The sequence below is a fragment of the Lutibacter sp. A64 genome (assembly GCF_022429565.1).
Classification (GTDB): Bacteria; Bacteroidota; Bacteroidia; order Flavobacteriales; family Flavobacteriaceae; genus Lutibacter.
In genome coordinates this window covers 1,323,319-1,346,728 of sequence record NZ_CP092487.1, presented here as the reverse complement: position 1 = coordinate 1,346,728, position 23,410 = coordinate 1,323,319, and the positions used below count along the sequence as shown (strand labels likewise).

The following is a 23,410-nucleotide window of genomic DNA, read 5'->3' as shown; positions in this document are numbered from 1 at the left end:
TGTAGCTCTTTGGTAAAAACCATTTCAATTTTTTATAAACAAATACTATTTAAATTGTTTACTAGCTATTGTAATTACTAATAGTTAGTACAATTATTGTTTAATTTTTATTTAGATTAAACCTTTATAGCTTGTTATAATTAAATTAACTGTAAAAAATACAATTAATTAATACAATCAAAAAAGATTAGACTTATATTTATACTTTAAAACATAGAATGTGAATAATTTTAATTTATACGTAATAAATTAATCGTGAAAATATTCTTGTTTAAGTAATATTTTAATAAGTGAATATTTAATTATTCTCAATATATAAATTCAAATCTATCCAGTATAAACTAATTTTAAACACATGAAAAAACAGTTATTTTATTCATTTTTAATCTTGCTTCTTTTAGGTAACACGTTGTTTTCACAAAGCAAACAAGTTGATTGGGAAAATCCTCAATTTTTTGAACAAAACAAAGAACCTGCACGTAGTACAATGTTTCCTTTTACAAATAAGGAAGCTGCATTAAAAAATACTAAAGAGCATTCTCCTCGTTTTCAATCTTTAAATGGAAAATGGAAGTTTAACTGGGTAAAAAAACCGGCGGACAGACCTGTAGATTTTTATCAGAATAATTTTGATGTTAGTAATTGGGATGAAATAGAGGTACCATCAAACTGGGAAATAGAAGGTTATGGAATTCCAATTTATGTAAAAAGATTTCCTTTGGTTCCAGCACCACCATTTGTTGATCACGATTTTAATCCGGTAGGATCTTACCGTCGTACTTTTAATATTCCAAATACTTGGGAAAATCATAAAGTTATTGTGCACTTTGGATCAGTTAGGTCAGCTATGTATTTATGGGTAAATGGTAAAAAGGTAGGTTATAGTCAAGGAAGTAAGCTGCCAGCTGAATTTGATATCACATCTTATGTTAATAAAGGTGAAAATACTATTGCAGTTGAAGTTTACCGTTTTAGCGATGGTTCTTACCTTGAAGATCAAGATTATTGGAGATTGAGCGGTATTGAACGCGATGTTTATTTATACGCAACGCCAAAACTTTATATAAAAGATTATTTTGCAAAACCTGAACTAACTGAAGACTATAAGAATGGTCTTTTTAGTTTAGAAATTGATCTTAAAAATGAGAGTTCTAATAATTTTTCAGATGTTTTTGTTGAAGCAGAAATTTTAGATGGAACAACTGTTATTTCAAAAATGGAAACAACGGTTTTATTAGCTAAAAATAGTGCTAAAAAAATAAAGCTTCAATCTAAAATAGACACTCCAAAAAAATGGACTGCGGAAACTCCTAATCTATATACACTTGTTATAACTACAAAAGATAAATCTGGTAAAATACTGGAGACTGTTAGCTGTAAAATTGGTTTTAGAACTGTTGAAATTAAAGGCGGACAGTTACTTGTAAATGGTGTTCCTGTTTTAATTAAAGGTGTAAATCGCCACGAACACGATCCATATACAGGTCATATTATTTCTGAAGAATCGATGATAAAAGATATTGAGTTGATGAAAAAAGCAAATATAAATGCTGTTCGTTTAAGTCATTATCCTACAATGGAACGTTGGTACGAGTTGTGTAACAAGTACGGTTTATATTTGGTAGATGAAGCAAATCTTGAATCTCATGGTATGGGATATACTGAAGAGTTTACTTTGGCAAATAAACCAGATTGGAAAGCTGCACATTTAGACCGTATAATGCGTATGGTTGAACGTGATAAAAATCATCCTTCAATAATTATTTGGTCTTTAGGAAATGAAGCAGGTGATGGTTCTAATTTTGAAGCTTGTTCAGAATGGATTAAGCAAAGAGATTCATCTCGACCTATACACTATGAAAGAGCTGAATTAAAACCTCATACAGATATTGTTTGTCCAATGTACCCAAGTATTGATAGTATTGTTAAGTACGCATCTAAAGTGCAAAACAGACCTTTAATTATGTGCGAATATTCACATTCAATGGGAAATAGTACTGGGAATTTAAAAGAATATTGGGATGCTATTGAAAAGTACAAACATTTACAAGGAGGTTTTATCTGGGATTGGGTAGATCAATCTTTAGTAAAAACTACTGATGAAGGTGAAGAATATTGGGTTTATGGAGGTGAATTTGGTGATGAAAACGTACGTAGCGATAATAATTTTTGTATCAACGGAATTGTTAATGCAGATAGAACAGTGCATCCTGCGTATTGGGAAGTTAAAAAAGTATACCAATATTTAGGTGTAGAAGCAGTTGATCTTGCAAAAGGAACAATTCAATTAAAAAATAAATACCATTTTCTAAATTTAAACAATTTCGATCTTTATTGGAGTATTATTGCAGATGGAGTTGTAATTGCCGAAGAAAATATGGGAGGAATAGATGTGCCAGCACAAGAAAATAAAGAGCTAACTCTAAATATTCCAAAAATATCGATAAAAGAAGGTACAGAATATTTTTTAAAAGTAAGCTTATTGCAAAAAGAAGCAACACGATTTATTTCTAAAGGATATGAACTTGCCTGGGAGCAATTAAAAATGCCTTGGAGTAAGCCAGCAGAATTAGTTAATATCAAAAAAATTAAAGATCTTAAACTTACAACTCAAACAGCAAATTATACTATTGAAGGTGAAAATTTTAAAATTCAGTTTAAAAAAGAAGACGGAACAATAAATTCCTTTAATTTTAAAGGAACAGAATTTATTAGAACTGGATTAGAACCTGATTTTTGGAGAGCTCCAGTAGATAATGATCACGGGTTTAATATGCATTACGATAATAGACTTTGGCGTAATGCAGGTAAAGATCGTATTTTAAAGAAAATAACTGCAGAACAAATATCAGATAATCAAGTAAAAGTTACAGTAAGGTCGTTATTAAAAGATGCTAGAAACTCTTATTTTGAAACCATTTATAGCATTTATGGTAATGGAGATGTGGTAGTTGATAACAAATTTCAGAATGGTACTTTTGATCTTCCTGCAATTCCAAGAATTGGAATGAAAATGACTTTACCTGTTGAATTTGAAAAAATTACCTGGTTTGGCCGTGGTGAACACGAGAATTATTCCGATAGAAATACAGGAGCTCCTGTTGGCCTTTACACTGGTTCGGTAGCCGAGCAATATTTTGCGTATGTTAGACCGCAAGAAAATGGTAATAAAACAGATGTGCGTTGGGTAGCACTACAAAATAAAAGTGGAGTTGGGTTAATGGCTATTGGAGAACCTTTACTTAGTGTAAATGCTCAAAACTATACCATTGAAGATTTTGATTCCTACGGTAAAAATGAAGATAAACATACAATTGATGTTAAAAAGCGTAATTTAGTTACACTTAACTTAGATTATAAACAAATGGGAGTAGGAGGTAACGATAGTTGGGGAGCGAAGCCTTTAAAACAATACTTAATAAAGCCTAGAGTTTATACCTATAAATTTATTTTAAGACCTTTTTCAAAAGAGACAAACTTGGTAGAGCTAAGTAAAAAAATGTATTAGAAACTTAAAAGCCTCTAATTTTACATATTTATTTTTCATATTTTTACAATTAATAAGAATAAATATGTTGTAAAAAATACATTTTTATTAGAATTTTATATTCTTGGTATTATAATTGCTCTGTTAAAGCTTAAAAAAAGAGAAGATTTGTATGTTAATTAGTGTTTTAAACCTATAATACATTATAATTCTCCTCTTTTTCTATGTAAATATTTTATTAGAAATTAAAGAAAACACTATAAGTAGTTAACCCAATAATTTATAATATGAAAAAAATACTAACAATTATTATAATCGTTTCATCTTCGGTTGTAAATGGTCAAAGCTTAAAAGATTCTGTAAATGTTATTTACAAAAATTATTTTGATTTATTAAAAACAAAAGAAAAGTTAGATACAATTGCTCTTAAAGTTGAGAATTTTCAAGAGTTAATGGAATCTAACAATCAAAAAATTCAAAATTTAACTGAAGCAGAGCTTTTTGGATTAAAAAAACAATTAGATCAAAGACGAAAAAAAATTATAAATACTACAGAATTTGTTTTTGCATCTAACGCAAGTTTAAACGCTATTAAACAATTAGATGCAACAAGTGACTATTTAACACAAATTTCAAGTTTAAATAATCCAGATAATTCAGACTTAGGATTCTCTTTATCAGATGAAATTACATCTATTTTAGAGCAAGAAATAATAAAAGGAAAAAGTAAAATAAACGGAGTTAAAACATCAAAATTTTTACTTTTTGTAGATAATATTATAAAATCACCAATTACTCAAACACTTACAAGTGCTATTCCTGTTGCAAGTTCAATAAAATCTGTAGTAGATTTAGTAATGGTAAATGCCCTTAATGGTAAAGATACATCAATAGATGACGTTGTAGCCTTAAAAAATTCATTAAAAGTATATCTAGAACATTATGAAGGTTTGGCTAAAGCTCAAATTGAATTTGAACAAAATTTAGGAAACTTAGATATTAGAAAAGAAGGATTAGTTTTATTACTAACGCAATTTACTACTGAACGTTCCAATACTTTAAATCCGAATGCTATTTCAAAAGAAGATGAAAATTTATCTTTGACACAACTTATTAATAAATATTATACCAAAAGTATTGTTCAACAAAAGGTAGATAAAATTATTAATTCTAATGCCTCAGACCATAATGCTAATCTTACAAATAGCCAATTAATTTATCCAAATTACGCATTAAATCAGGCTAAATTTATTAGGGATGAAGTAGAATCTTTAAGTAAAGAATACATCTCAATATTATCGTCTTATCAATCTTCACTTAAAGATGTTCTTGAAAAAAGTAAAAGTATTGGTGATAAAACTCGTATAGATAATAAAATTTCAGAACTTGAAGGAAAACTATCAGTTGTAAAAAATACGTTTGACGATAATTTAAATATGCATAAATTAAATGCAACTTTTAATACGTTAATGAGTTATTAATAAATCTACTAAGTGTTTTTTAGAACACTTTATCATTTATTTAACATAACTTAAACATACCAAGTGGTATGTTTAAGTTAGTTTTGCATTATGCAACAAGAATTAAAGTCTGAAAGAACCAAAGACCTTATAATAGATAAAGCTTTTAAATTATTTTATGAAAATGGTTTTAAAACAACCAGTATTGATAAAATAATGAGAGAGACTACATTAAGTAAAGGAGCTTTTTATCATCATTATAAAAGTAAAAAAGACTTAGGGCTTGAAGTTATTAGTTTAAAAGTACAAAATCGCGTTGTAAAAGGTATGATTTTACCTTTAAAAGAACCTGGTGATGCGTACCAAATTCTTCAAAATGTTTTTATCAATCGCTTAAAAAAATTTTCTTTTTATGATAAGCAAAATGGATGTCCAATGAATAATTTAATCAATGAAATTGGAAACAATGAAGAAGCTTATCAAAAAGCCCTTAAAAATATTATTGAATTATGGAAAACAGCTTTGGTAGCGCTTATTGACAGAGGAAAACAAGAAAATACATTAAAACAACATATTTGTAGTAAGTCTACAGCAATTTATTTAATTAGTGCTTTTGAAGGTTTTAGAGGTATTAGAAAACTTTATGATAATGATGCTGTTCTAGAAACGTTTTTAGAAGGGCTTTCATTTTACTTAAAGCAATTAAAAATTTAATTTTTTTTAACTAAAAACATACCATTTAGTATGTTTTATAAATAACAAACAGAATGAAAAATGAAAGAAGAGATTTTATTAAAAAATCTACATTATTAGGATTAGGAATAGCAGCAACACCACAATTTGGAATAGCAGCAAATAAAACAGAAACAATAACAGAAATTAGTGGTAAAAGACCTAAAGTGTTGTTTTTTGATGTAAATGAAACCTTATTAGACCTAACAGCTATGAAAGAAAGTGTAGGGGAAGTACTTGGTAATAGAAGTGATTTATTACCGCTATGGTTTACAACAATGTTACAATACTCATTAGTATCAACAGTTGGAAGACAATACAACGATTTTGGAATTATTGGTTCAGCTGCATTGCAAATGGTAGCAGCAAATAACAATATTAAATTAACTGAAAGTCAGGCTAAAGAAGCAATATTAACACCAATAAGATCTTTGCCAGCGCACCCAGAAGTTAAAGCTTCATTGTCGCGTTTAAAAGAAGCTGGTTATAAATTAGTATCCTTTACTAATTCTTCAAATAAAGGTGTTGAAACGCAGTTTAAAAATGCAGGATTAATTGACTATTTTGATGAAAGATTGAGTATTGAAGATTTAGGTAAATTTAAACCGCACACAGATGCTTATGATTGGGCAGCTAGAAAAATGAGAATTAAACCAAGTGAATGTTTACTAGTTGCAGCCCATGGTTGGGATATTGCTGGTGCAATTTGGGCAGGATGGAGAGGTGCTTTTATAAGTAGACCAGGAGCTCAATTATATCCTCTAGCTCCAAATCCAGAAATAAACGAATCTAATTTAAAATTAGTAACTGATAAATTAATAACACTAAAATAAGATGAAAAATATAATCAATAAAATTATAGATGTAGTATCAATACTAGTGCTTTTATATTTTTCATTTCCCAAAATTTTAGGTTTACCGCAAAGTGTTGCTGGTTTTGTTCAATTTGAAAGCGTTTTGGGGATCAATGCCGATTTCTTTAGGCTATTTACAGGTTTTTCTGAATTAGCAATGGCTCTTTTAATTGTAGCTTATATGATTAAAAATAAAATAATAATAGGTAAAATTGCATACCTTTTTTTATTAGCAACAATGTTATCAGCCTTGTTAATAGAATTTTTTGTTAGACCACAACCAGTATTACTATTAGTTGTAATCGCTATTGTACTATCTATATTTTCAATTTATAAATTAAAATCATTTCAAACTAATGAGTAATATACAAAATAAAGTAATTTTAGTTACGGGTTCTTCTAAAGGAATTGGAAGAGAAGTTGCTATTCTTTTAGCAAAAAATGGGGCAAAAATTATTGTCAATCATTCTAATAGTCAGAAAGAAGCTGATGAAACAGTTAATGAAATTCAAAAAAATGGAGGAGAAGCTATTGCTATAAAAGCTGACGTTAGCGATAGAGATCAGGTTAAACAATTGTTTGATAAATCAATAGCATCTTTTGGTAGAATTGATGTTTTGGTTAATAATGCAGGTACTATGATTTCAAAAAAATTGAAAGATTGTACTCAACAAGATTTTTCTAAACAATTTAATGTTAATGTAAAAGGTGTTTTTAATACACTGCAAGAAGCAGATAGTAAATTGGCTGATAATGGAATTATTATTAATTTTTCTTCAAGTACCACAAAATTAATGTTACCTACGTATGCTATTTATTCAGCCACAAAAGCTGCAGTTGAACAAATGACAAGAGTTTATGCTAAAGAGATTGGAAGAGGTATTTCTGTTAATGCTATTGCACCTGGAGCAACTGAAACCGAACTTTTTATGAATGGCAAGTCTGAAGAGCAAATTGCTAAGTTAAGTGCTATGAATGCTTTTAATAGATTGGCAAAACCTATAGATATTGCAAAAGTAGTATTGTTTTTAGCAAATGATGATTCTAAATGGATTTCTGGACAAGTAATTGGAGCAAATGGAGCATTAGTTTAATACAATAAATAGAATGAATAAAAGTGAATTAGATAAATTAGGGAATAAAATATTAAGATTAGGTTTGGGCTTTCTTTTTGTGTGGGGAGGAATAGAAAAACTTGTTGTTGAATATTTTGGAGGTGTTGGCTTAGAAAAAATGGCTAACTCTTTACAAAGAATTGGTTTTGGGTTTTTAGGAGAATCTGGGACTTATGCTTTAGCAATATGGTTGGCTGTTTCAGAATTGATAGCAGGTCTACTAATACTATTAAATTTTAAAACATTTTATGCTAGTTTATATGCAGCTTTTATATTAATTGTAGCCCTTTTTACAGTGTATATTACAAGAGGAGATTGGATGCAATCTATGATTCATATCGCGCTTATTTCAGCTTATATTGCATTAGGGTTACAATCTTATAATTTTATTAAAAATAAATAATTGCTTTATTTTCTAAATAATAAGAGGACTACTTTATTTTTTTATGAATAAAGTTTAGTAAAAATAAATAGTGTACTAATAAAGCAACTAATAAAGGAAGCATTGCAATATTAAATACTTGTATTTTATAAATCCAAAGTATAAAAGCAAGTGCAATTAAGCTTATTAATAGTAATGTATAATAAAGTGTCCATTTAGTTAGTTTTAATTTTATAGCATAAAATGCAACTATTAAGTTTGGAGCAAATGCCCATAAAAAATTAAGATTTTTATATGTTGCCGTATGGTCGGTAGCAAACCAAAGTAATAGAACTGCAATTCCAACAATACCAGTTACAAAGAAAAGTAAAAAATCTAACCATTTAGATCTTGTGTTATTTTTAAAATTTTTATAGCTTAAAAATAAAATTAATAAACTGATACAACTTAATACAAATAAAGGTGTAGTTAAAAAAGATAAGGGTTTTAAAACTTGCTTAGATTTTGGGTTTAAAACAGTTTTTGTTTCTTTAACTAATGGTTGTTTTCCATTTATGGTGTTAATTGTGGCATTTTCAAAAGCGCTAAAAATATAGTCTGGTAAAAATTTATAATCGTCTTTTGTAGCTTTCTTATCTATTACAGAACCCAAGGCTAAATCAATTCCGAATTTACCCCATTTCTGATTTTTTGTATAATCTGCAATTAAATCTCTATGTGTTTTTTGTGTGGTAATGTGGTTGTTGTCAAACGTTACGCTATCTTTTAAAATTCCTTTTATTACTTCTTCTATTTTTGTAGAGCAATTGTTGTAAAAGAAATCGTATTGATAGTTTTTATTTTCTGGTTTAGCATTGTTTTCTAAAAAATTATACGTTGCTTGTATTTGAGCATTGTTTAAGTTTAATTCTTGTGTTTTAACCCATCTTTTTTCATAATTATAAATTTGTAAAAAATATCCATACCTAGCTTTCGATAGTTGATATGTAAGTTTTCCTTTGGCAAAATTTAGATAAAAATTAGGAGCATCAAAATCAAATGTTCCGTAATTATAAATGTTATCAATTTTATTTACAGGATCAAAAATTCTAAAAGCACTATGTCCAAAAGAAGAATAAAGTTCAGCGCCAGGACCACAAGTAACAACACTTACAGTTGCTTTTTCTGAAAGATTAATTTGACCATAAAAATAAATAGAAAATAAGGATGCAATTAAAAAAAATAAGTGTTTTAGTTTCATAATTATCTAAAATTTTCAAAATCAACTTTTATAGAAAAAACATTAGAATATAGTGCAGCACCAACACTTCCAATATTGGTTAATGCATAATCTATTTGAATTCCTCTGTATTTAAATCCGACACCAAAATTGGGTTGTACTGAGGTTTCGGTACTTGCATCAAATTGTAATTCTTTTTGAAAATTACCAATTCCAGCTCTTAAATAAACCAAATCTGTATAATCTAACTGAAAACCTAACGCAGGATCTATACTTACTGCATCAGAAGAAATAATAGCATTTGTTTTAGTAAAACGAAAGTTTAAATCTATTTCTGAAAGTAAATTGAAGTCATTTGAAATATTAAATTTACGAGCAACTCCAATTTGTGCTTTTGGAAGTGTAATTTCAGTAGTTTCTGGTAATTCTTGATTTTGATCTGGAATTGCATTTTGTATTTTTTCGAACTCTTTTTTATCGATACTCCAAGAATTATAGGTTGTTGTAATGTCTCTTAACATTAATCCGTACATCCAATCATTTTTTTCGTATTGTACTCCAGCGTCTAAACCAAAACCCCAAGAAGTAGCAAAATCACCAATAATTCTTCTAATAATTTTAGTGTTTATTCCAATATTTAATCCTTTAATATTTAAATTTCTTGCATATGATAAATTTAAAGCATAATCTGCCGCAGAAAACAAGCTAATTCTATTGTAATCTATATTTCCTTCACTATCTATAAGCTCTGTAGTGTTTAAAATATCATCTACACCAAATCTTATTATTGAAACACCAACAGCGCTTCTAGCATCTATTGGCATTGCAAAAGCAGCATAATCGTATTTTGCAATTCCTTCAAAATATTCTGCGTGCATAATAGAGCCTTCATAATTTTTAATACCAACTAATCCAGCAGGGTTCCAATAGTTAGAATTAACATCATTACTAGTTGCTACTACAGCTTTGCTCATTCCAAAAGCAGCTGCATCTATGCCAATGTTTAAAAATTCATTAGAATATTTACGAACAGATTGTGCTGTAATTAATTGTGCAGAAAACAAAAAGAGTACTAAGTATTTTTTCAAGTTGCTATATATTTAAAACGAAAGTAAAAAAACTTTATAAGTAAATGTTAATTATTTAGAAATAATATGATTTATATAGTTTAAAATTCTGTTTTCGCTCCATAATAAGTCATTACCAAAATACGAAGTATTAAAACCAACATGACCTCCGTATTTAGGCGTTTCTAAAAATAAGTTATTATTAGTTTTGGCTTCATTAAAAGGATAACAGCTTTCAGATAGAAATGTGTCGTCTAAAGCATTAATAATTAATGTTGGAAGCTTTATATCTTTCAGAAATTGTTTAGAACTGCATTGCCTCCAGTAATCTTGAGCATTTTTATAACCAAAAAGTGGTGCGGTTACAGCATTGTCAAAATCGGTAAATGTTTTGGCTTTTGCAATTGCTTTTTTATCGAGTTTGCAATCTGGAAATTTTTCTAGTTTTAATAAAGTCTTCTTTTTTAGGCTTCTCATAAATCGTTTAATATAAATGGTATTGTACCAACTCGATAGAGCAATAGAAGAACCTTCTAAATCACAGGGTGTAGAAATAGCAATTCCACCTTTAATTTGAGATGGAATTTTACAAGTTTCACCTAAATATTTTAAAGTAATATTTCCACCCATACTATAACCTAAAAGTACTATGTTTTTATAGTTGTAATTGTTTAAAATGTAATTAATTATTGTTGTAACATCTTCTGTTTGACCACTGTTATAAGAATACATATTGTTATTGTCTTCTCCACTACAACCTCTAAAATTGATAGCTATACAATCTATATTGTTCTTGTTTAAATGATTAACAACGGATATTATGTACTTAGATTTAGAACTTCCTTCTAGTCCGTGAAGTGCAACTACAATAGTTTCAGAATTAATTATAGAAAAATCTAAATCTAAAAAGTCGTTATCATCTGTTCTAATTTGCTCTCTTCTATAGCTGTTTTTTCTAGAATAAAATAAAGTTTTATGAACGGTGTTTAAATGTACATTTTTAAAAAGAAAAGAAGGTTTGTAGCTAGATTCTATTATTGGCATTTAGTATAAAATATTAAAAAATAACGATACATTTATTTACTGAAAACAATTTGCTAAATTTACAAAAAATATAAAAGATGACGTTTAAAAAACACATTCCAAATTTAATTACGCTATTAAATTTATTTTCAGGAACAGTTGCAGTAATTTTTGCTGTAAACAACGAGCTAGAAATGGCAGCTTATTTTGTGTTTTTAGGTATATTTTTTGATTTTTTTGATGGATTAGCTGCACGTATTCTTAAAGTACAAGGCGAATTAGGAAAGCAATTAGATTCTTTAGCAGATGTTGTTACAAGTGGAGTAGCACCAGGAATTGTTGTTTACAAATTATTACAAACAAAAGAAACAATTGGAATTTTAAACACAGAAATAGCTTCTTGGGAAACACAAAAAATAGAGCTATTACCATTTTTTGGTTTGTTAATTACGTTAGCTGCAGCTTATAGATTAGCAAAATTTAATATTGATGAACGACAAACGAGTTCTTTTATTGGTTTACCAACACCAGCAGCAGCTTTAGTGGTATTATCTTTACCTTTAATTTTAAATTATAGTACTTTGGAAGTTGTAACAACTATAATTGAGAATAAGTGGTTTTTAATAGGATTAACACTAGTTTTAAGTATTTTAATGAATGTTGAAATTCCGTTATTTTCTTTAAAGTTTAAAGATTATAGTTGGAAAAACAATCAGATAAAGTATGTATTTTTAATAACTACATTTATATTACTCGCTGTTATGCAATTTGTAGCAGTACCACTTATTATTATAATGTATATTGTTCTATCAATAATTTCTAACAATATTAAAAGGTAAGGATTTTTTTGTGAAAAAATTATATGTTATTGTAAATAAAATCCCTAGCATCTTTTAAATTATTAAAAGTTTTTACAACCCATGGGCTTTTAGTTTCTTCAAATAAGTTACTATAAATAGTAATGTTTTTTATAATTTTCGGGTTTTTTGTAATAAACAGTTTGTAAATATTTTTGTTGGTTTTTGAAGCTCCAATATTAAAGGCAGCAGCATCTATAGTTTGACTTTTATTTATATTGTACTCTGTTATATCAGTGGAGTCAACTATCCAATACTTTATAGTATCAAATTGTGGAGATTGCAAAACTTCATTATCAGCTTTTTTCCTTTCAAGTTGAGTTGGAATACCTTCAAAAGCTTGATAAACTCCATTTTCTTCCCAAACTGTTTTAAAAGGCATAAATAATGAACTAAAAATTACACAATTGTTTTAAGTTATCCGAATTTAAGGATTTTCATTTAAACATAATGTGATTTATATTACTTTAAGAGTTAAGTTATGATTAAACAAACTAAAAAAAATCTAAAACTTTTTTTTCTTTAATTCAAAATCTTTACCTAAATATACACGTCTTACTGTTTCATCGGCAGCTAATTCTTCAGGAGTTCCCTCTTTTAAAATACCACCTTCAAACATTAAATAGGTTTTGTCTGTAATTGCTAAAGTTTCTTGTACGTTGTGGTCTGTAATTAAAATACCAATATTTCTATCTTTTAAATGAGCTACAATACTTTGTATGTCTTCAACAGCAATAGGGTCAACACCTGCAAAAGGTTCATCTAATAAAATAAATTTAGGATCTGAAGCCAAAGCACGAGCAATTTCTGTTCTTCTACGTTCTCCACCAGAAAGTAAATCTCCACGGTTTTTACGTACATGGTCTAAACTAAATTCTTCAATAAGCGATTCTAATTTTACTTTTTGTTCTTTTTTTGAAAGTCCTGTAAATTGTAAAACAGACATTATATTATCTTCAACAGATAATTTTCTAAAAACAGAAGCTTCTTGCGCTAAATATCCAACACCTTTTTGAGCTCTTTTGTACATTGGGAAGTCGGTAATTTTTTCATCGTCTAGAAAAATATCACCTTCGTTGGGTCTTATCATTCCAACAATCATATAAAAAGAGGTGGTTTTTCCAGCACCGTTTGGTCCCAATAAACCAACAATTTCACCTTGTTCAACTTCAACAGAAATTCCTTTAACTACATATCTGCTACCGTATTTTTTCTTAATATTTTCAGCTCTTAATTTCATTGTTTTCCATCTTTAATCCTTCCCATTGTGAAGGAGATTAAATTTCTATTCTTCATTTTTTATTAATTCCAATTCTTCCCAAAATTCATAGGCTTTTCTTAGGTGAGGAATTACAATTGTACCACCTATTAATGTTGCTATAGATAGAGTTTCCATCACTTCTTCTTTAGAAATTCCTTCTTTAAAACAAGTTTCTAAATGGTATTTTACACAATCATCGCATCTTAAAACGGTTGATGCTACTAAGCCTAATAATTCTTTAGTTTTTACATCTAAATGACCTTCTTTAAATGCGTTTGTATCTAAATTAAAAATACGTTTTATAACTTTATTGTTATCAGCTAAAATTTTATCGTTCATTTTTAAACGATATGCGTTAAATTCTTCAACTTGATTAGGCATTTTGTTTACTTTTTTTAAGTTCACGTTTAATTACAACTTTAGAAATATAGATACTAACTTCATATAACAGTAGTATTGGAATTGCTACAATTATTTGACTGATAATATCTGGTGGTGTTATTACAGCGGCTAGTATTAGTACTAAAACCAAAGCATGTTTTCTGTATTTTTTTAAAAAATCTGGAGTAATTAAGCCCATTTTAGTTAAAAAATACATAACTATAGGCAATTCAAAAATTAAGCCAGAAGCCAATAAAGATGAACGTACTAAAGATATATAAGAACCAATTTTTATATTTCTTTCAACAGCATCACTAACAGAATAGTTTCCTAGAAAGTTTACTGAAAGAGGTGTAACTACGTAGTATCCAAATAAAACTCCAATAAAAAATAAAAATGAAGAGATGATAATGAAACTTTTGGCACTTTTTCGTTCTTTTTCGTACAATCCAGGACTTATAAATTTCCAAACTTCCCATATTATAAATGGAAATGCAACAATAAAACCAACAGTTATGGAAGTCCAAATATGGACACTAAACTGTTCGGCCATTGCTAAACTTTGAAAGGTAAAAGGTATTTCTTCAATACAAAGTCCGTCAGTACCAAAAAATTGAGAAATGCTACAAAAAACTCTATATGTTAAAAAATTTGCATCTTTTGGTGCAAATAAAATAGTATTAAAAATAAAACCTTTAAAGATAAATGCTATAATTCCGAAGAAGATTATTGCTAAACTAGATCTTACAAGATGCCACCTTAGTTCTTCAACGTGGTCTAAAAACGACATTTCTTTTTCTGCTTCCGCCATTTTAAAAAATTCCTTCTTTTAATAAATCATGCAAATGTACAACTCCTACGTATTCTTTGCCATCTTCTACTAAAATTTGAGTAATATTATTACTTTCCATTGTTTTTAAAGCTTGAATAGCCATTGCATCTGCTGCAATTGTTTTAGGGTTTTTACTCATAATATCTTTAGCTACAAGCTTGCTAATATCTGGATTGTTTGTTAGCATACGTCTTAAATCTCCATCTGTTATAATTCCAACAATTTTATTATTTTCAATAACAGCAGTAGTTCCTAAACGTTTTTTAGATATTTCTATAATAACATCTTTAATAGGTGTTGTTGGTGTTACAATTGGAAGTTCGTTATTTATAATTAAGTCGTTAACTCTTAAATATAGTTTTTTACCAAGCGCACCACCAGGATGGTATCTGGCAAAGTCTTGAATAGAAAAATGATTTTTTTCTAATAAACAAACAGCTAGAGCATCTCCAATTACTAATTGTGCTGTTGTGCTAGAAGTTGGAGCTAAATTATTAGGGCAAGCTTCTTTTTCTACAAAAGAGCTTAGTACAAAATCGGCATGAGTACCTAAAAAAGATTTTGAGTTACCCGTAATTGCAACAATTGTATTGCCATAATTTTTAATTAATGGCACTAAAACTTTAATTTCAGGTGTATTTCCGCTTTTTGAGATACATATTACAGTATCATTTTCTTGAATATTACCTAAATCACCATGAATGGCGTCTGCAGCGTGCATAAAAATAGCAGGCGTACCTGTAGAATTTAGGGTTGCAACAATTTTAGTTGCTATGTTGGCACTTTTACCAATACCTGTAACTATTACCCTTCCATTTGATGTTAGGATATAATTAACAGTTTTTGTGAAATTTTCGTCAACAAAATTTATTAAATTCGCAATTGCGTTGCTTTCTTCAATAATTGTTTGCTTGGCAATCTCAATAATTGTATTTTTATTTTTCAAAAGATTAAGTTTTACGATTAAAAAAGTTCTATCTTTAGTTTTAAACAAAAATATATTTATTTAATTAGAAATTGAATAAAGTATCAAAAAAATAAAAATTTGAGTTGTATTTTTAACATAATAAATACAATCTTATTTTTTTAATGATAATTAACTATAAAAAATGAGCAAAATAAGTGTTGATTTACACAAAGAACTAAAAAACTATTTTGGTTTTAATGAGTTCAAAGGATTACAAGAACAAGTTATAAAAAGTTTAATTGAAGGTAATGACACTTTTGTAATTATGCCTACTGGAGGGGGTAAATCTCTTTGTTATCAATTACCAGCCTTAATAAAAGATGGAACTGCAATTGTGGTTTCACCGTTAATTGCATTAATGAAAAATCAAGTAGATGCAATTAGAGGTATTTCTGCAAATAGTGGAATTGCACATGTACTAAACTCATCTTTAAATAAAGCTGAAGTAGCGCAGGTTAAAAGTGATATAGAAAATGGAATTACTAAATTGCTTTATGTTGCTCCAGAATCCTTGATTAAAGAAGAATATATAGATTTTTTAAAAAATCAAAAAATTTCATTTGTAGCAATAGATGAAGCGCATTGTATTTCTGAATGGGGGCACGATTTTAGACCAGAATATAGAAATTTAAGAAATATTATAGAAAAAATAAACAAGGTACCTATTATAGGGTTAACAGCAACTGCTACAGAGAAAGTGCAGGAAGATATTCTTAAAACACTAGGAATGTCTGATGCTAAAACGTTTAAAGCTTCATTTAATAGACCCAATTTATTTTATGATGTTAGACCAAAAACAGCAAATGTAAATTCAGATATTATTAGATTTATTCGTTTGCATATGAACAAATCTGGTATTATTTACTGTTTAAGTAGAAAAAAAGTTGAAGAAATAGCACAAGTTCTACAAGTTAACGGAATAAAAGCAGTTCCATATCACGCTGGTTTAGATGCTAAAACTAGATCTAAACATCAAGACATGTTTTTAATGGAAGATGTAGATGTTGTTGTTGCTACTATTGCCTTTGGAATGGGAATAGACAAACCAGATGTGCGTTTTGTTATTCACCACGATATACCTAAAAGTCTAGAAAGCTATTATCAAGAAACTGGTAGAGCTGGACGTGATGGAGGAGAAGGGTATTGTTTAGCTTATTATGCGTATAAAGACATAGAGAAATTAGAAAAATTCTTATCAGGAAAACCAATAGCAGAACAAGAAATTGGAAATGCATTGCTTCAAGAAGTTGTTGGTTATGCAGAAACATCTATGTCTCGTAGAAAATATTTATTACATTATTTTGGAGAAGAATTTGATGAAGTAAACGGTTTAGGTGCTAAAATGGATGATAATGTTGTAAATCCAAAGAAAAAAACAGAAGCTAAAGAAGATTTAAAATTATTATTGGAAGTTGTAAAAGCAACCAACCAAAAATACAAAGCTAAAGAACTTGTAAATACACTTGTTGGAAAGGTAAATGCACTATTAAAATCTCATAAAACAGATGAACAATCATTTTTTGGATCTGGATCTAATCATGAAGGGCAATATTGGATGGCTCTTATTAGACAAGCTTTAGTCGCAGGGTTTATAAGAAAAGAAATTGAACAATATGGAGTTGTTAAAATTACAGAGGCAGGTTTAAATTACATACTTAAACCTACAAGTTTTTTAATGACTGAAGATCATAAATATGATGAAACCGAAGATAAATCTATAATTTCTAATGCAAAAAGCAATGGTTCTGCTGCAGATGAGGTATTGGTAAAATTATTAAAAGATTTACAAAAATCTGTAGCAAAAAGAAATGGAGTTCCACCTTATGCCGTTTTTCAAGAAACTTCTTTAGATGATATGGCTTTAAAATATCCAATAACTATAGATGAATTAAAAAATATTTATGGAGTAGGAGATGGAAAAGCTAGAAAATTTGGTAAACCTTTTGTGCAATTAATAGCAAAATATGTTGAAGAGAATGATATTGTTAGACCTGATGATTTTGTTGTAAAAAGTACAGGTATTAATTCTGGATTAAAATTATATATTATTCAAAATACTGATAGAAAATTACCTTTAGAAGACATTGCAAAATCTAAAGGATTAGAATTTAATGAGCTTATTGAAGAAATGCAACGCATTGTGTACAGCGGTACAAAAATTAATATAGATTATAGTATAGATGAGCTGTTAGATGAAGAACAACAAGAAGAAATTTTTGAATATTTTATGGAAGCTGAAAACGATAGTATTCAAAATGCTTTAGACGAATTTGATGGAGATTATGATGAAGAAGAATTAAGATTAATGCGTATCAAGTTTATTAGCCAAGTTGCAAATTAGAAAAAGTATTTTTATTTGATAAGTAATTATTATTTTTAATAAATTATATATAGTGTTTTTTTAAAAAAACCATAATATTTATATATAAAATTAAAGTTCAATTAGAAATGTGTAAAACATTAAAACCCTTATTTTTAAGGGTTTTTTTTATACGTTTATTTTTATAATAATTTTAAATTTATGAGCAAATTATGGTTAAAATAACACCTCATAAAATTTAATTAATGAACGCTCTAAAATCTATAAAGAAATCCGATTTTTTACTACAAAGACGTTACGAAGCAATTTTATTTTTAATAGTGTTTTTTGGAATATTCGGATACATGGGATCAACTATGGGAGTTTCAAATATGCTAAATACAATTATGAATACCGCCTGGGATTTATTAATGAATACCGTATTTTATATTATGGGTATAACCGTATTATCTGGTGCGTTAGGTAAATTATTAATAGAATTTGGAGTAGTACGGTTGTTAGAAATAATTTTAGCACCATTAATGCGACCATTATTTAATTTACCAGGAGTAGCATCTTTAGCAGGTGTTTTAACTTTTTTATCAGATAATCCAGCGATTGTTAGTTTATCTAACGATAAAAATTTTAACAAATATTTTAAAAAGTTTGAACTTATCTCATTAACTAATTTTGGAACTGCATTTGGAATGGGGTTAATTGTTATTACCTTTATGTCTACTTTAAAAATTCCAGGGAATACAGAAAACTTATTTTTAGCAGCAATGATTGGTCTTTTTGGGGCTTTAACAGGAGCCGTTATTTCTACACGATTAATGCAGTATTTAATTAAAGATAAAGTTAAAGAAGTTAGTGATTCTGTTAATTTTAAAGTCAAAGAAAATTTAAGTTTTAAAAGTGAAGGAAGTGTATTTATAAGGTTTTTAAATTCAATTTTAGATGGTGGAAAATCTGGTGTAAGTTTAGGCTTAGCAATTATACCTGGAGTGTTAATAATATCTACAATGGTAATGATGTTAACATTTGGAGTAAACGACCCAACTATAGGGTATCAGGGCTTAGCATATGAAGGTGTGCCATTACTTCCAGAATTAGCTGGTAAAATTTGGTGGCTTTTTGAAGGTTTATTTGGTTTTAAAAATCCAGAATTAATTGCATTTCCAATTACATCATTAGGTGCTGTTGGAGCCTCACTTTCTTTAGTTAAAGCATTTATAGATGATGGTATTGTTACAGGAGATACTATTGCTGTATTTACAGCTATGGGAATGTGTTGGAGCGGTTATTTAAGTACACACACTGCAATGTTAGATACCTTAAAGTTTAGAGAATTAACTTCTAAAGCATTAATTTCTCATACTATTGGAGGTATTTGTGCAGGTGTAGTTGCGCATTATAGTTATATTATAATTTATTATTTAATAACCCTAAGCTAAATAAGCTACAACCATACCAATTAAAATTGCAATAAATTTATAGAGATTAAACTTATGGTCTTTAGATGTTTCAAACAAAATTATAGTTGAGATATGTAATAATACACCAATTATTATTGCAGTAATTTCAGTTTTATAAGTTAGTAAAAAAGGAATATTTCCTCCAGCAAAAGTACCCAAAGGAGACATTAAAGAAAATACTAATAAAAATAGTATAGCTTTAAATTTTGAAATATTAGATTTTACAAAAAAGGTCCCTAAAATAACTGCAATCGGAATTTTATGTATTACAATTGCCCATAATAAATGTTCGTGGTGGTGGTCGTGTGCTAAAGGAATACCTTCCATAAATGAATGAATTCCTAAACTAACAAATAATGCCCAAGGAAAATCAATACTATCTTTAACATGAATATGTCCGTGTTCAGCTCCTTTTGAGAAAAAATCTAAGATTAATTGTAATAACAGTCCGGCAAGTATAAATAATCCAATTTTTGGCTTATCTGAAATGTAAACTTCTGGGAATAAATGTAGTATGGTGATTGATAATAAATAAGCACCACTAAAAGCTAATAATAATTGTACGGTTTTTGCATTTGGTTTTAAGCCATAAACAATAACCATTCCAATTAAAACTGATAAAATAAGAACTATATATGTCATTCTAATACTAAAATTAAACGGTCTGAAGTGTTTTCGTTAAAAGGATCTAATTGATAATTTCCAAAAGTATGTTTTATTTTAAAATCAACAGTGTTTAAGTATAAATTAATTTTTGTTAGATCTAAACATTTTACTTTTTCAAAATAGGTATGATTTTCTCCATCTGCATCAAAATTTATTTTTTTAATAACAAAACCATTTTCAATGTATCTAGTTAATTTAAAGGTAATTCCATCAATTTTTTGAACTTCTTCAGGTACTAAATTGTTTATTACCTTTTTAGAATTCATAAAATCTATAATAGCAATTCCGTTTGTATGTAACCCGTTTTTAATGTTTTTTAAAATTTTAATATCTTCATTATCATCTTCAAAGAAACCAAAACTTGTAAATAAATTTAAAATGACATCAAATTTATTTTTAAGAGGGTTTCGCATATCGTGTTTAAGAAAACGCAACCTTTCATTTTCAAACTTTTTAGCAATGTTTATGCTGTTTTTAGATAAATCTGCTCCAACAACATCATAGCCTAATTTGTTTAAAAAAATAGAGTGTCTTCCTTTTCCACAAGCTAAATCTAAGAGTTTATTTTCTTTTTTTATAGTTAATAAAGCTACTATATTTCTTATAAATTCTTGAGCTTCAGTATCGTCTCTGTGTTTGTATAATATATGGTAATAGCTGGTATCAAACCAAGAAGCAAACCATTCTGTTTTCTTATTCATAATTCTAAAATTGGCACAAAAATAATCATTTTGAAATTGTTTTGTTTAGTAGTAGAGCCTTTAATTTATATGTTTGTTGATTATCAGTAAGTTACTTGTGTTTAAAATTACCAGAATGATATAATTCATAAAAAATAAGATTAAAATATGTAGTTTTTAGGTTCATTTTTATAGTTAAAAAGCATTTTTTGAAGTCTTCTTGTAAATACTTTCAGTACTTTACTTATTATTTAAGTACTTTTGCAAAAAGTAAAAGAGTATGTATCACAATTTTAAAATGGTTGCTACCACTATGTTTGGTTTAGAAGAAGTTTTAGCAACCGAACTTACCAATTTAGGGGCACAAAATGTTGTTGTAGGCGTAAGAAATGTTTCTTTTGTTGGTGATAAAGGCTTTATGTACAAAGCAAATATTGCATTAAGAACAGCAATTAGAATTTTAAAACCAATAAAGCGTTTTAAGGTTTTTGATGAAGATGATTTGTACAAAAAAATTCAACAGATAGAATGGGAGCGTTTTATGACTGTGGATAGTACTTTTGCAATTGGTGCGGTGGTAAATTCTAAGCATTTTACTACAAATTCGCATTATATTTCATTAAAATCTAAAGATGCTATTGCAGATTATTTTAGGCATAAATACCATAAACGCCCAAATGTAGATGTAAAACATCCAGATTTAAAAATACATGTGCATATTCAAAAAGATTTTTGTTCAATTTCTTTAGATAGTTCAGGAGATTCTTTACATAAGCGTGGGTATAGAAATTTAACCAATATAGCCCCAATAAATGAAGTTTTAGCAGCTGGTTTAGTATTACTGTCTGGTTATACCGGAGATTGTAATTTTATAGATCCAATGTGTGGTTCTGGAACCATTTTAATTGAAGCAGCTATGATTGCTAATAATATACCAGCAAATATTAATAGAAAAGAGTTTGGTTTTGAAAACTGGGAAGATTATGATGAAGATTTGTATTTTAAAATTCAAGATTCTTTGTTGAAAAAAATAACCAGCTCTCATTTTAAAATTATGGGATTTGATAAAGCACCTTCAGCGGTTAGAAAAGCAAAAGAGAATGTAGAAAATGCTAATTTATCGGAGTTTATAGGTGTACATCATATAAACTTCTTTAATTCAGTAAAAGAAGTTTTTGGTAAAACTACTATATTATTTAATCCTCCATATGGAGAACGTTTGGATATAAATATCAATGAATTTTATAAAAAAATTGGAGATACTTTAAAAGGAGGTTACCCAGATTCTACAGTTTGGTTTATAACATCTAATAAAGAAGCAATTAAACATGTTGGTTTAAGAACTTCAAAAAGAATTCCTTTAAAAAATGGTGATTTAGATTGTGTTTATGTGAGATATGATATTTATGAAGGAAGTAAAAAAGCCAAAAAACTTAAAAATTATGAGAATATTGATTCTAATAAAATAGACAAAGAGTAAATTAACATTGATTTTTAAATATATAAGAAGCATCATGTTGAACTAGATTTAATATGGCGTTTTTAATTTCTTTAAAATTATTTCTTTTGAATCAAATCACTTTTATTAATTTTACATAAACATAATACTATGTACAAAATTTTTATCCGTCCATTATTTTTTCTTTTTGATCCAGAAAAAATTCATCATTTTACATTTTCATTTATCAAATTTTCTTGTAAAATTCCTGGAATTCCAGCTATTTTTAGAAGTTTATATCAAACTAATGATAAAAAATTAGAACGAAACTTATTTGGATTAACATTTAAAAATCCAGTAGGTTTAGCTGCTGGTTTTGATAAAAATGCAGTTTTGTTTAATGAGTTGGCAAATTTTGGTTTCGGTTTTATTGAAATAGGGACAGTTACACCAAAACCACAACCAGGAAATCCTAAAAAACGTTTGTTTAGATTAAAAGCAGACAATGGTATTATTAACCGAATGGGTTTTAATAATGAAGGTTTAGAAGCTGCAATTAAACAACTAAAAAAGAACAAAGGAAAACTTATTATTGGGGGGAATATTGGTAAAAACACAAGTACAATGCCTGCTGGTTATACCGATGATTATTTAAAATGTTTTGTAGAATTACATCCGTATGTAGATTATTTTGTGCTAAATGTTAGTTGTCCTAATGTTGGTAGTCACGCAAAATTAACCGATAAAGATTATTTGATAGAATTGATAACTAAAGTTCAAAACTCAAACAAAACATTTAGCAAGCAAAAACCAATTTTATTAAAAATTGCACCGGATTTAAATGAAATTCAGTTAGATGAAGTAATTGAAATTGTTGCTGAAACTAAAATAGATGGTGTAATAGCGTCTAATACATCTGTAAATAGAGAAGGATTACAAGCTTCAAAAGAACAATTAGAAGTTATTGGAAACGGAGGTTTAAGTGGAAAACCAGTAAAAGATAGAAGTACAAAAGTTATTAAATATTTAGCAGAAAAATCGAATAAAGCCTTTTCAATTATTGGTGTAGGAGGTATACATTCAGCAGAAGATGCTTTAGAAAAATTAAATGCAGGCGCAGATTTAGTTCAAATTTATACGGGTTTTATTTATGAAGGTCCAGGATTGATTAAACGAATTAATGATGCTATTCTTAATGTGGAATAATACTAAAAA

22 protein-coding genes are annotated in these 23,410 nt (G+C 28.1%); 12 read left to right on the top strand and 10 right to left on the bottom strand.

The features are described from left to right. The first annotated feature begins 355 nt into the window (after positions 1–355). The 7 genes from MKD41_RS05575 to MKD41_RS05545 all read left to right on the top strand — a co-directional run bounded on the left by MKD41_RS05575 (position 356) and on the right by MKD41_RS05545 (position 8,051). A complete protein-coding gene (locus tag MKD41_RS05575; RefSeq protein ID WP_240244454.1) occupies positions 356–3,508 on the top strand; it encodes a glycoside hydrolase family 2 TIM barrel-domain containing protein in 3,153 nt (1,050 codons plus the stop codon). A 266-nt stretch (positions 3,509–3,774) separates the two neighbouring features. Further along, the gene (locus MKD41_RS05570; protein ID WP_240244453.1) at positions 3,775–4,968 is read left to right on the top strand and encodes a hypothetical protein; all 1,194 of its coding nucleotides are present in this window, start codon (positions 3,775–3,777) and stop codon (positions 4,966–4,968) included. A gap of 90 nt (positions 4,969–5,058) precedes the next feature. Then, entirely contained in the window at positions 5,059–5,661 is a 603-nt protein-coding gene (locus tag MKD41_RS05565) for a TetR/AcrR family transcriptional regulator (protein ID WP_240244452.1), read from the top strand. 53 nt (positions 5,662–5,714) lie between these two features. Beyond that, entirely contained in the window at positions 5,715–6,512 is a 798-nt protein-coding gene (locus tag MKD41_RS05560; protein WP_240244451.1) for a haloacid dehalogenase type II, read from the top strand. Between the two features lies 1 nt (position 6,513). Beyond that, positions 6,514–6,897: a hypothetical protein gene (locus MKD41_RS05555; protein ID WP_240244450.1), complete on the top strand. Its 384-nt coding sequence runs from the start codon at positions 6,514–6,516 to the stop codon at positions 6,895–6,897. Beyond that, positions 6,890–7,627, top strand: a complete 738-nt coding sequence (locus tag MKD41_RS05550; protein ID WP_240244449.1) for an SDR family oxidoreductase — start codon at positions 6,890–6,892, stop codon at positions 7,625–7,627. The genes MKD41_RS05555 and MKD41_RS05550 overlap by 8 nt, the downstream gene beginning before the upstream one ends. A 13-nt stretch (positions 7,628–7,640) precedes the next feature. Further along, complete coding sequence (locus MKD41_RS05545) at positions 7,641–8,051, top strand: DoxX family protein (protein WP_240244448.1); 411 nt, start codon at positions 7,641–7,643, stop codon at positions 8,049–8,051. Positions 8,052–8,079: 28 nt separating this feature from the next. Here the strand turns inward: MKD41_RS05545 and MKD41_RS05540 are convergent, their stop codons facing one another. The 3 genes from MKD41_RS05540 to MKD41_RS05530 are packed head-to-tail and all read right to left on the bottom strand — an operon-like array spanning position 8,080 to position 11,360. Further along, the gene (locus tag MKD41_RS05540) at positions 8,080–9,270 is read right to left on the bottom strand and encodes a lipoprotein N-acyltransferase Lnb domain-containing protein (RefSeq protein ID WP_240244447.1); all 1,191 of its coding nucleotides are present in this window, start codon (positions 9,268–9,270) and stop codon (positions 8,080–8,082) included. Positions 9,271–9,272: 2 nt separating this feature from the next. Continuing rightward, entirely contained in the window at positions 9,273–10,337 is a 1,065-nt protein-coding gene (locus tag MKD41_RS05535; RefSeq protein WP_240244446.1) for a PorV/PorQ family protein, read from the bottom strand. Between the two features lie 51 nt (positions 10,338–10,388). Next, on the bottom strand, positions 10,389–11,360 hold the full coding sequence (locus MKD41_RS05530; protein ID WP_240244445.1) for a YheT family hydrolase: 972 nt from the start codon (positions 11,358–11,360) through the stop codon (positions 10,389–10,391). Between the two features lie 77 nt (positions 11,361–11,437). Here MKD41_RS05530 and MKD41_RS05525 point away from each other — a divergent pair, with 77 nt between their 5' ends. Further along, positions 11,438–12,178, top strand: a complete 741-nt coding sequence (locus MKD41_RS05525) for a CDP-alcohol phosphatidyltransferase family protein (protein WP_240244444.1) — start codon at positions 11,438–11,440, stop codon at positions 12,176–12,178. Between the two features lie 19 nt (positions 12,179–12,197). Here the strand turns inward: MKD41_RS05525 and MKD41_RS05520 are convergent, their stop codons facing one another. The 5 genes from MKD41_RS05520 to MKD41_RS05500 all read right to left on the bottom strand — a co-directional run bounded on the left by MKD41_RS05520 (position 12,198) and on the right by MKD41_RS05500 (position 15,616). Beyond that, positions 12,198–12,578 carry a hypothetical protein gene (locus tag MKD41_RS05520; RefSeq protein ID WP_240244443.1) on the bottom strand — a complete coding sequence of 127 codons (381 nt, stop codon included), beginning with the start codon at positions 12,576–12,578 and terminating at the stop codon, positions 12,198–12,200. Positions 12,579–12,701: 123 nt separating this feature from the next. Then, complete coding sequence (lptB, locus tag MKD41_RS05515) at positions 12,702–13,436, bottom strand: LPS export ABC transporter ATP-binding protein (protein WP_240244442.1); 735 nt, start codon at positions 13,434–13,436, stop codon at positions 12,702–12,704. 45 nt (positions 13,437–13,481) lie between these two features. Then, positions 13,482–13,838 (bottom strand): carboxymuconolactone decarboxylase family protein, encoded by a 357-nt coding sequence (locus MKD41_RS05510; RefSeq protein ID WP_240244441.1) that lies wholly within the window; start codon positions 13,836–13,838, stop codon positions 13,482–13,484. Next, complete coding sequence (gene tatC / locus MKD41_RS05505) at positions 13,831–14,649, bottom strand: twin-arginine translocase subunit TatC (protein ID WP_240244440.1); 819 nt, start codon at positions 14,647–14,649, stop codon at positions 13,831–13,833. The genes MKD41_RS05510 and tatC overlap by 8 nt, the downstream gene beginning before the upstream one ends. Position 14,650: 1 nt before the next feature. Continuing rightward, entirely contained in the window at positions 14,651–15,616 is a 966-nt protein-coding gene (locus tag MKD41_RS05500) for a KpsF/GutQ family sugar-phosphate isomerase (protein WP_240244439.1), read from the bottom strand. A gap of 163 nt (positions 15,617–15,779) precedes the next feature. On the opposite strand from MKD41_RS05500, the gene MKD41_RS05495 reads away from it, so the two are divergent. Continuing rightward, the gene (locus MKD41_RS05495; RefSeq protein ID WP_240244438.1) at positions 15,780–17,978 is read left to right on the top strand and encodes a RecQ family ATP-dependent DNA helicase; all 2,199 of its coding nucleotides are present in this window, start codon (positions 15,780–15,782) and stop codon (positions 17,976–17,978) included. Positions 17,979–18,202: 224 nt separating this feature from the next. Beyond that, positions 18,203–19,390, top strand: coding sequence for a CD0519/CD1768 family membrane protein (locus tag MKD41_RS05490; RefSeq protein ID WP_240244437.1), 1,188 nt, complete (start codon positions 18,203–18,205; stop codon positions 19,388–19,390). Here the strand turns inward: MKD41_RS05490 and MKD41_RS05485 are convergent. Beyond that, positions 19,382–20,053, bottom strand: coding sequence for a ZIP family metal transporter (locus MKD41_RS05485; RefSeq protein ID WP_240244436.1), 672 nt, complete (start codon positions 20,051–20,053; stop codon positions 19,382–19,384). The two genes, MKD41_RS05490 and MKD41_RS05485, sit on opposite strands and share 9 nt — an antisense overlap. After that, positions 20,050–20,778: an SAM-dependent methyltransferase gene (locus MKD41_RS05480; RefSeq protein ID WP_240244435.1), complete on the bottom strand. Its 729-nt coding sequence runs from the start codon at positions 20,776–20,778 to the stop codon at positions 20,050–20,052. Before MKD41_RS05480 ends, MKD41_RS05485 begins: the two co-directional genes overlap by 4 nt. Positions 20,779–21,037: 259 nt before the next feature. Between MKD41_RS05480 and MKD41_RS05475 the strand changes: the two genes are divergently transcribed. Together MKD41_RS05475 and MKD41_RS05470 are read left to right on the top strand one after the other, a co-directional pair. Further along, a complete protein-coding gene (locus MKD41_RS05475; RefSeq protein ID WP_240244434.1) occupies positions 21,038–22,237 on the top strand; it encodes a THUMP domain-containing class I SAM-dependent RNA methyltransferase in 1,200 nt (399 codons plus the stop codon). Positions 22,238–22,366: 129 nt separating this feature from the next. After that, complete coding sequence (locus tag MKD41_RS05470; RefSeq protein WP_240244433.1) at positions 22,367–23,401, top strand: quinone-dependent dihydroorotate dehydrogenase; 1,035 nt, start codon at positions 22,367–22,369, stop codon at positions 23,399–23,401. Positions 23,402–23,410: the final 9 nt, after the last annotated feature.

Bases quoted from the DNA above. Each gene is read 5' to 3' on its own strand.
- tatC (WP_240244440.1), bottom strand. From the start codon at position 14,649: ATGGCGGAAGCAGAAAAAGAAATGTCGTTTTTAGACCACGTTGAAGAA.
- MKD41_RS05475 (WP_240244434.1), top strand. From the start codon at position 21,038: ATGTATCACAATTTTAAAATGGTTGCTACCACTATGTTTGGTTTAGAA.
- MKD41_RS05530 (WP_240244445.1), bottom strand. From the start codon at position 11,360: ATGCCAATAATAGAATCTAGCTACAAACCTTCTTTTCTTTTTAAAAAT.
- MKD41_RS05470 (WP_240244433.1), top strand. From the start codon at position 22,367: ATGTACAAAATTTTTATCCGTCCATTATTTTTTCTTTTTGATCCAGAA.
- MKD41_RS05545 (WP_240244448.1), top strand. From the start codon at position 7,641: ATGAATAAAAGTGAATTAGATAAATTAGGGAATAAAATATTAAGATTA.
- MKD41_RS05525 (WP_240244444.1), top strand. From the start codon at position 11,438: ATGACGTTTAAAAAACACATTCCAAATTTAATTACGCTATTAAATTTA.
- MKD41_RS05565 (WP_240244452.1), top strand. From the start codon at position 5,059: ATGCAACAAGAATTAAAGTCTGAAAGAACCAAAGACCTTATAATAGAT.
- MKD41_RS05495 (WP_240244438.1), top strand. From the start codon at position 15,780: ATGAGCAAAATAAGTGTTGATTTACACAAAGAACTAAAAAACTATTTT.
- MKD41_RS05480 (WP_240244435.1), bottom strand. From the start codon at position 20,778: ATGAATAAGAAAACAGAATGGTTTGCTTCTTGGTTTGATACCAGCTAT.
- MKD41_RS05560 (WP_240244451.1), top strand. From the start codon at position 5,715: ATGAAAAATGAAAGAAGAGATTTTATTAAAAAATCTACATTATTAGGA.
- MKD41_RS05510 (WP_240244441.1), bottom strand. From the start codon at position 13,838: ATGCCTAATCAAGTTGAAGAATTTAACGCATATCGTTTAAAAATGAAC.
- MKD41_RS05540 (WP_240244447.1), bottom strand. From the start codon at position 9,270: ATGAAACTAAAACACTTATTTTTTTTAATTGCATCCTTATTTTCTATT.
- MKD41_RS05490 (WP_240244437.1), top strand. From the start codon at position 18,203: ATGAACGCTCTAAAATCTATAAAGAAATCCGATTTTTTACTACAAAGA.
- MKD41_RS05550 (WP_240244449.1), top strand. From the start codon at position 6,890: ATGAGTAATATACAAAATAAAGTAATTTTAGTTACGGGTTCTTCTAAA.
- MKD41_RS05575 (WP_240244454.1), top strand. From the start codon at position 356: ATGAAAAAACAGTTATTTTATTCATTTTTAATCTTGCTTCTTTTAGGT.
- MKD41_RS05485 (WP_240244436.1), bottom strand. From the start codon at position 20,053: ATGACATATATAGTTCTTATTTTATCAGTTTTAATTGGAATGGTTATT.
- MKD41_RS05555 (WP_240244450.1), top strand. From the start codon at position 6,514: ATGAAAAATATAATCAATAAAATTATAGATGTAGTATCAATACTAGTG.
- lptB (WP_240244442.1), bottom strand. From the start codon at position 13,436: ATGAAATTAAGAGCTGAAAATATTAAGAAAAAATACGGTAGCAGATAT.
- MKD41_RS05520 (WP_240244443.1), bottom strand. From the start codon at position 12,578: ATGCCTTTTAAAACAGTTTGGGAAGAAAATGGAGTTTATCAAGCTTTT.
- MKD41_RS05570 (WP_240244453.1), top strand. From the start codon at position 3,775: ATGAAAAAAATACTAACAATTATTATAATCGTTTCATCTTCGGTTGTA.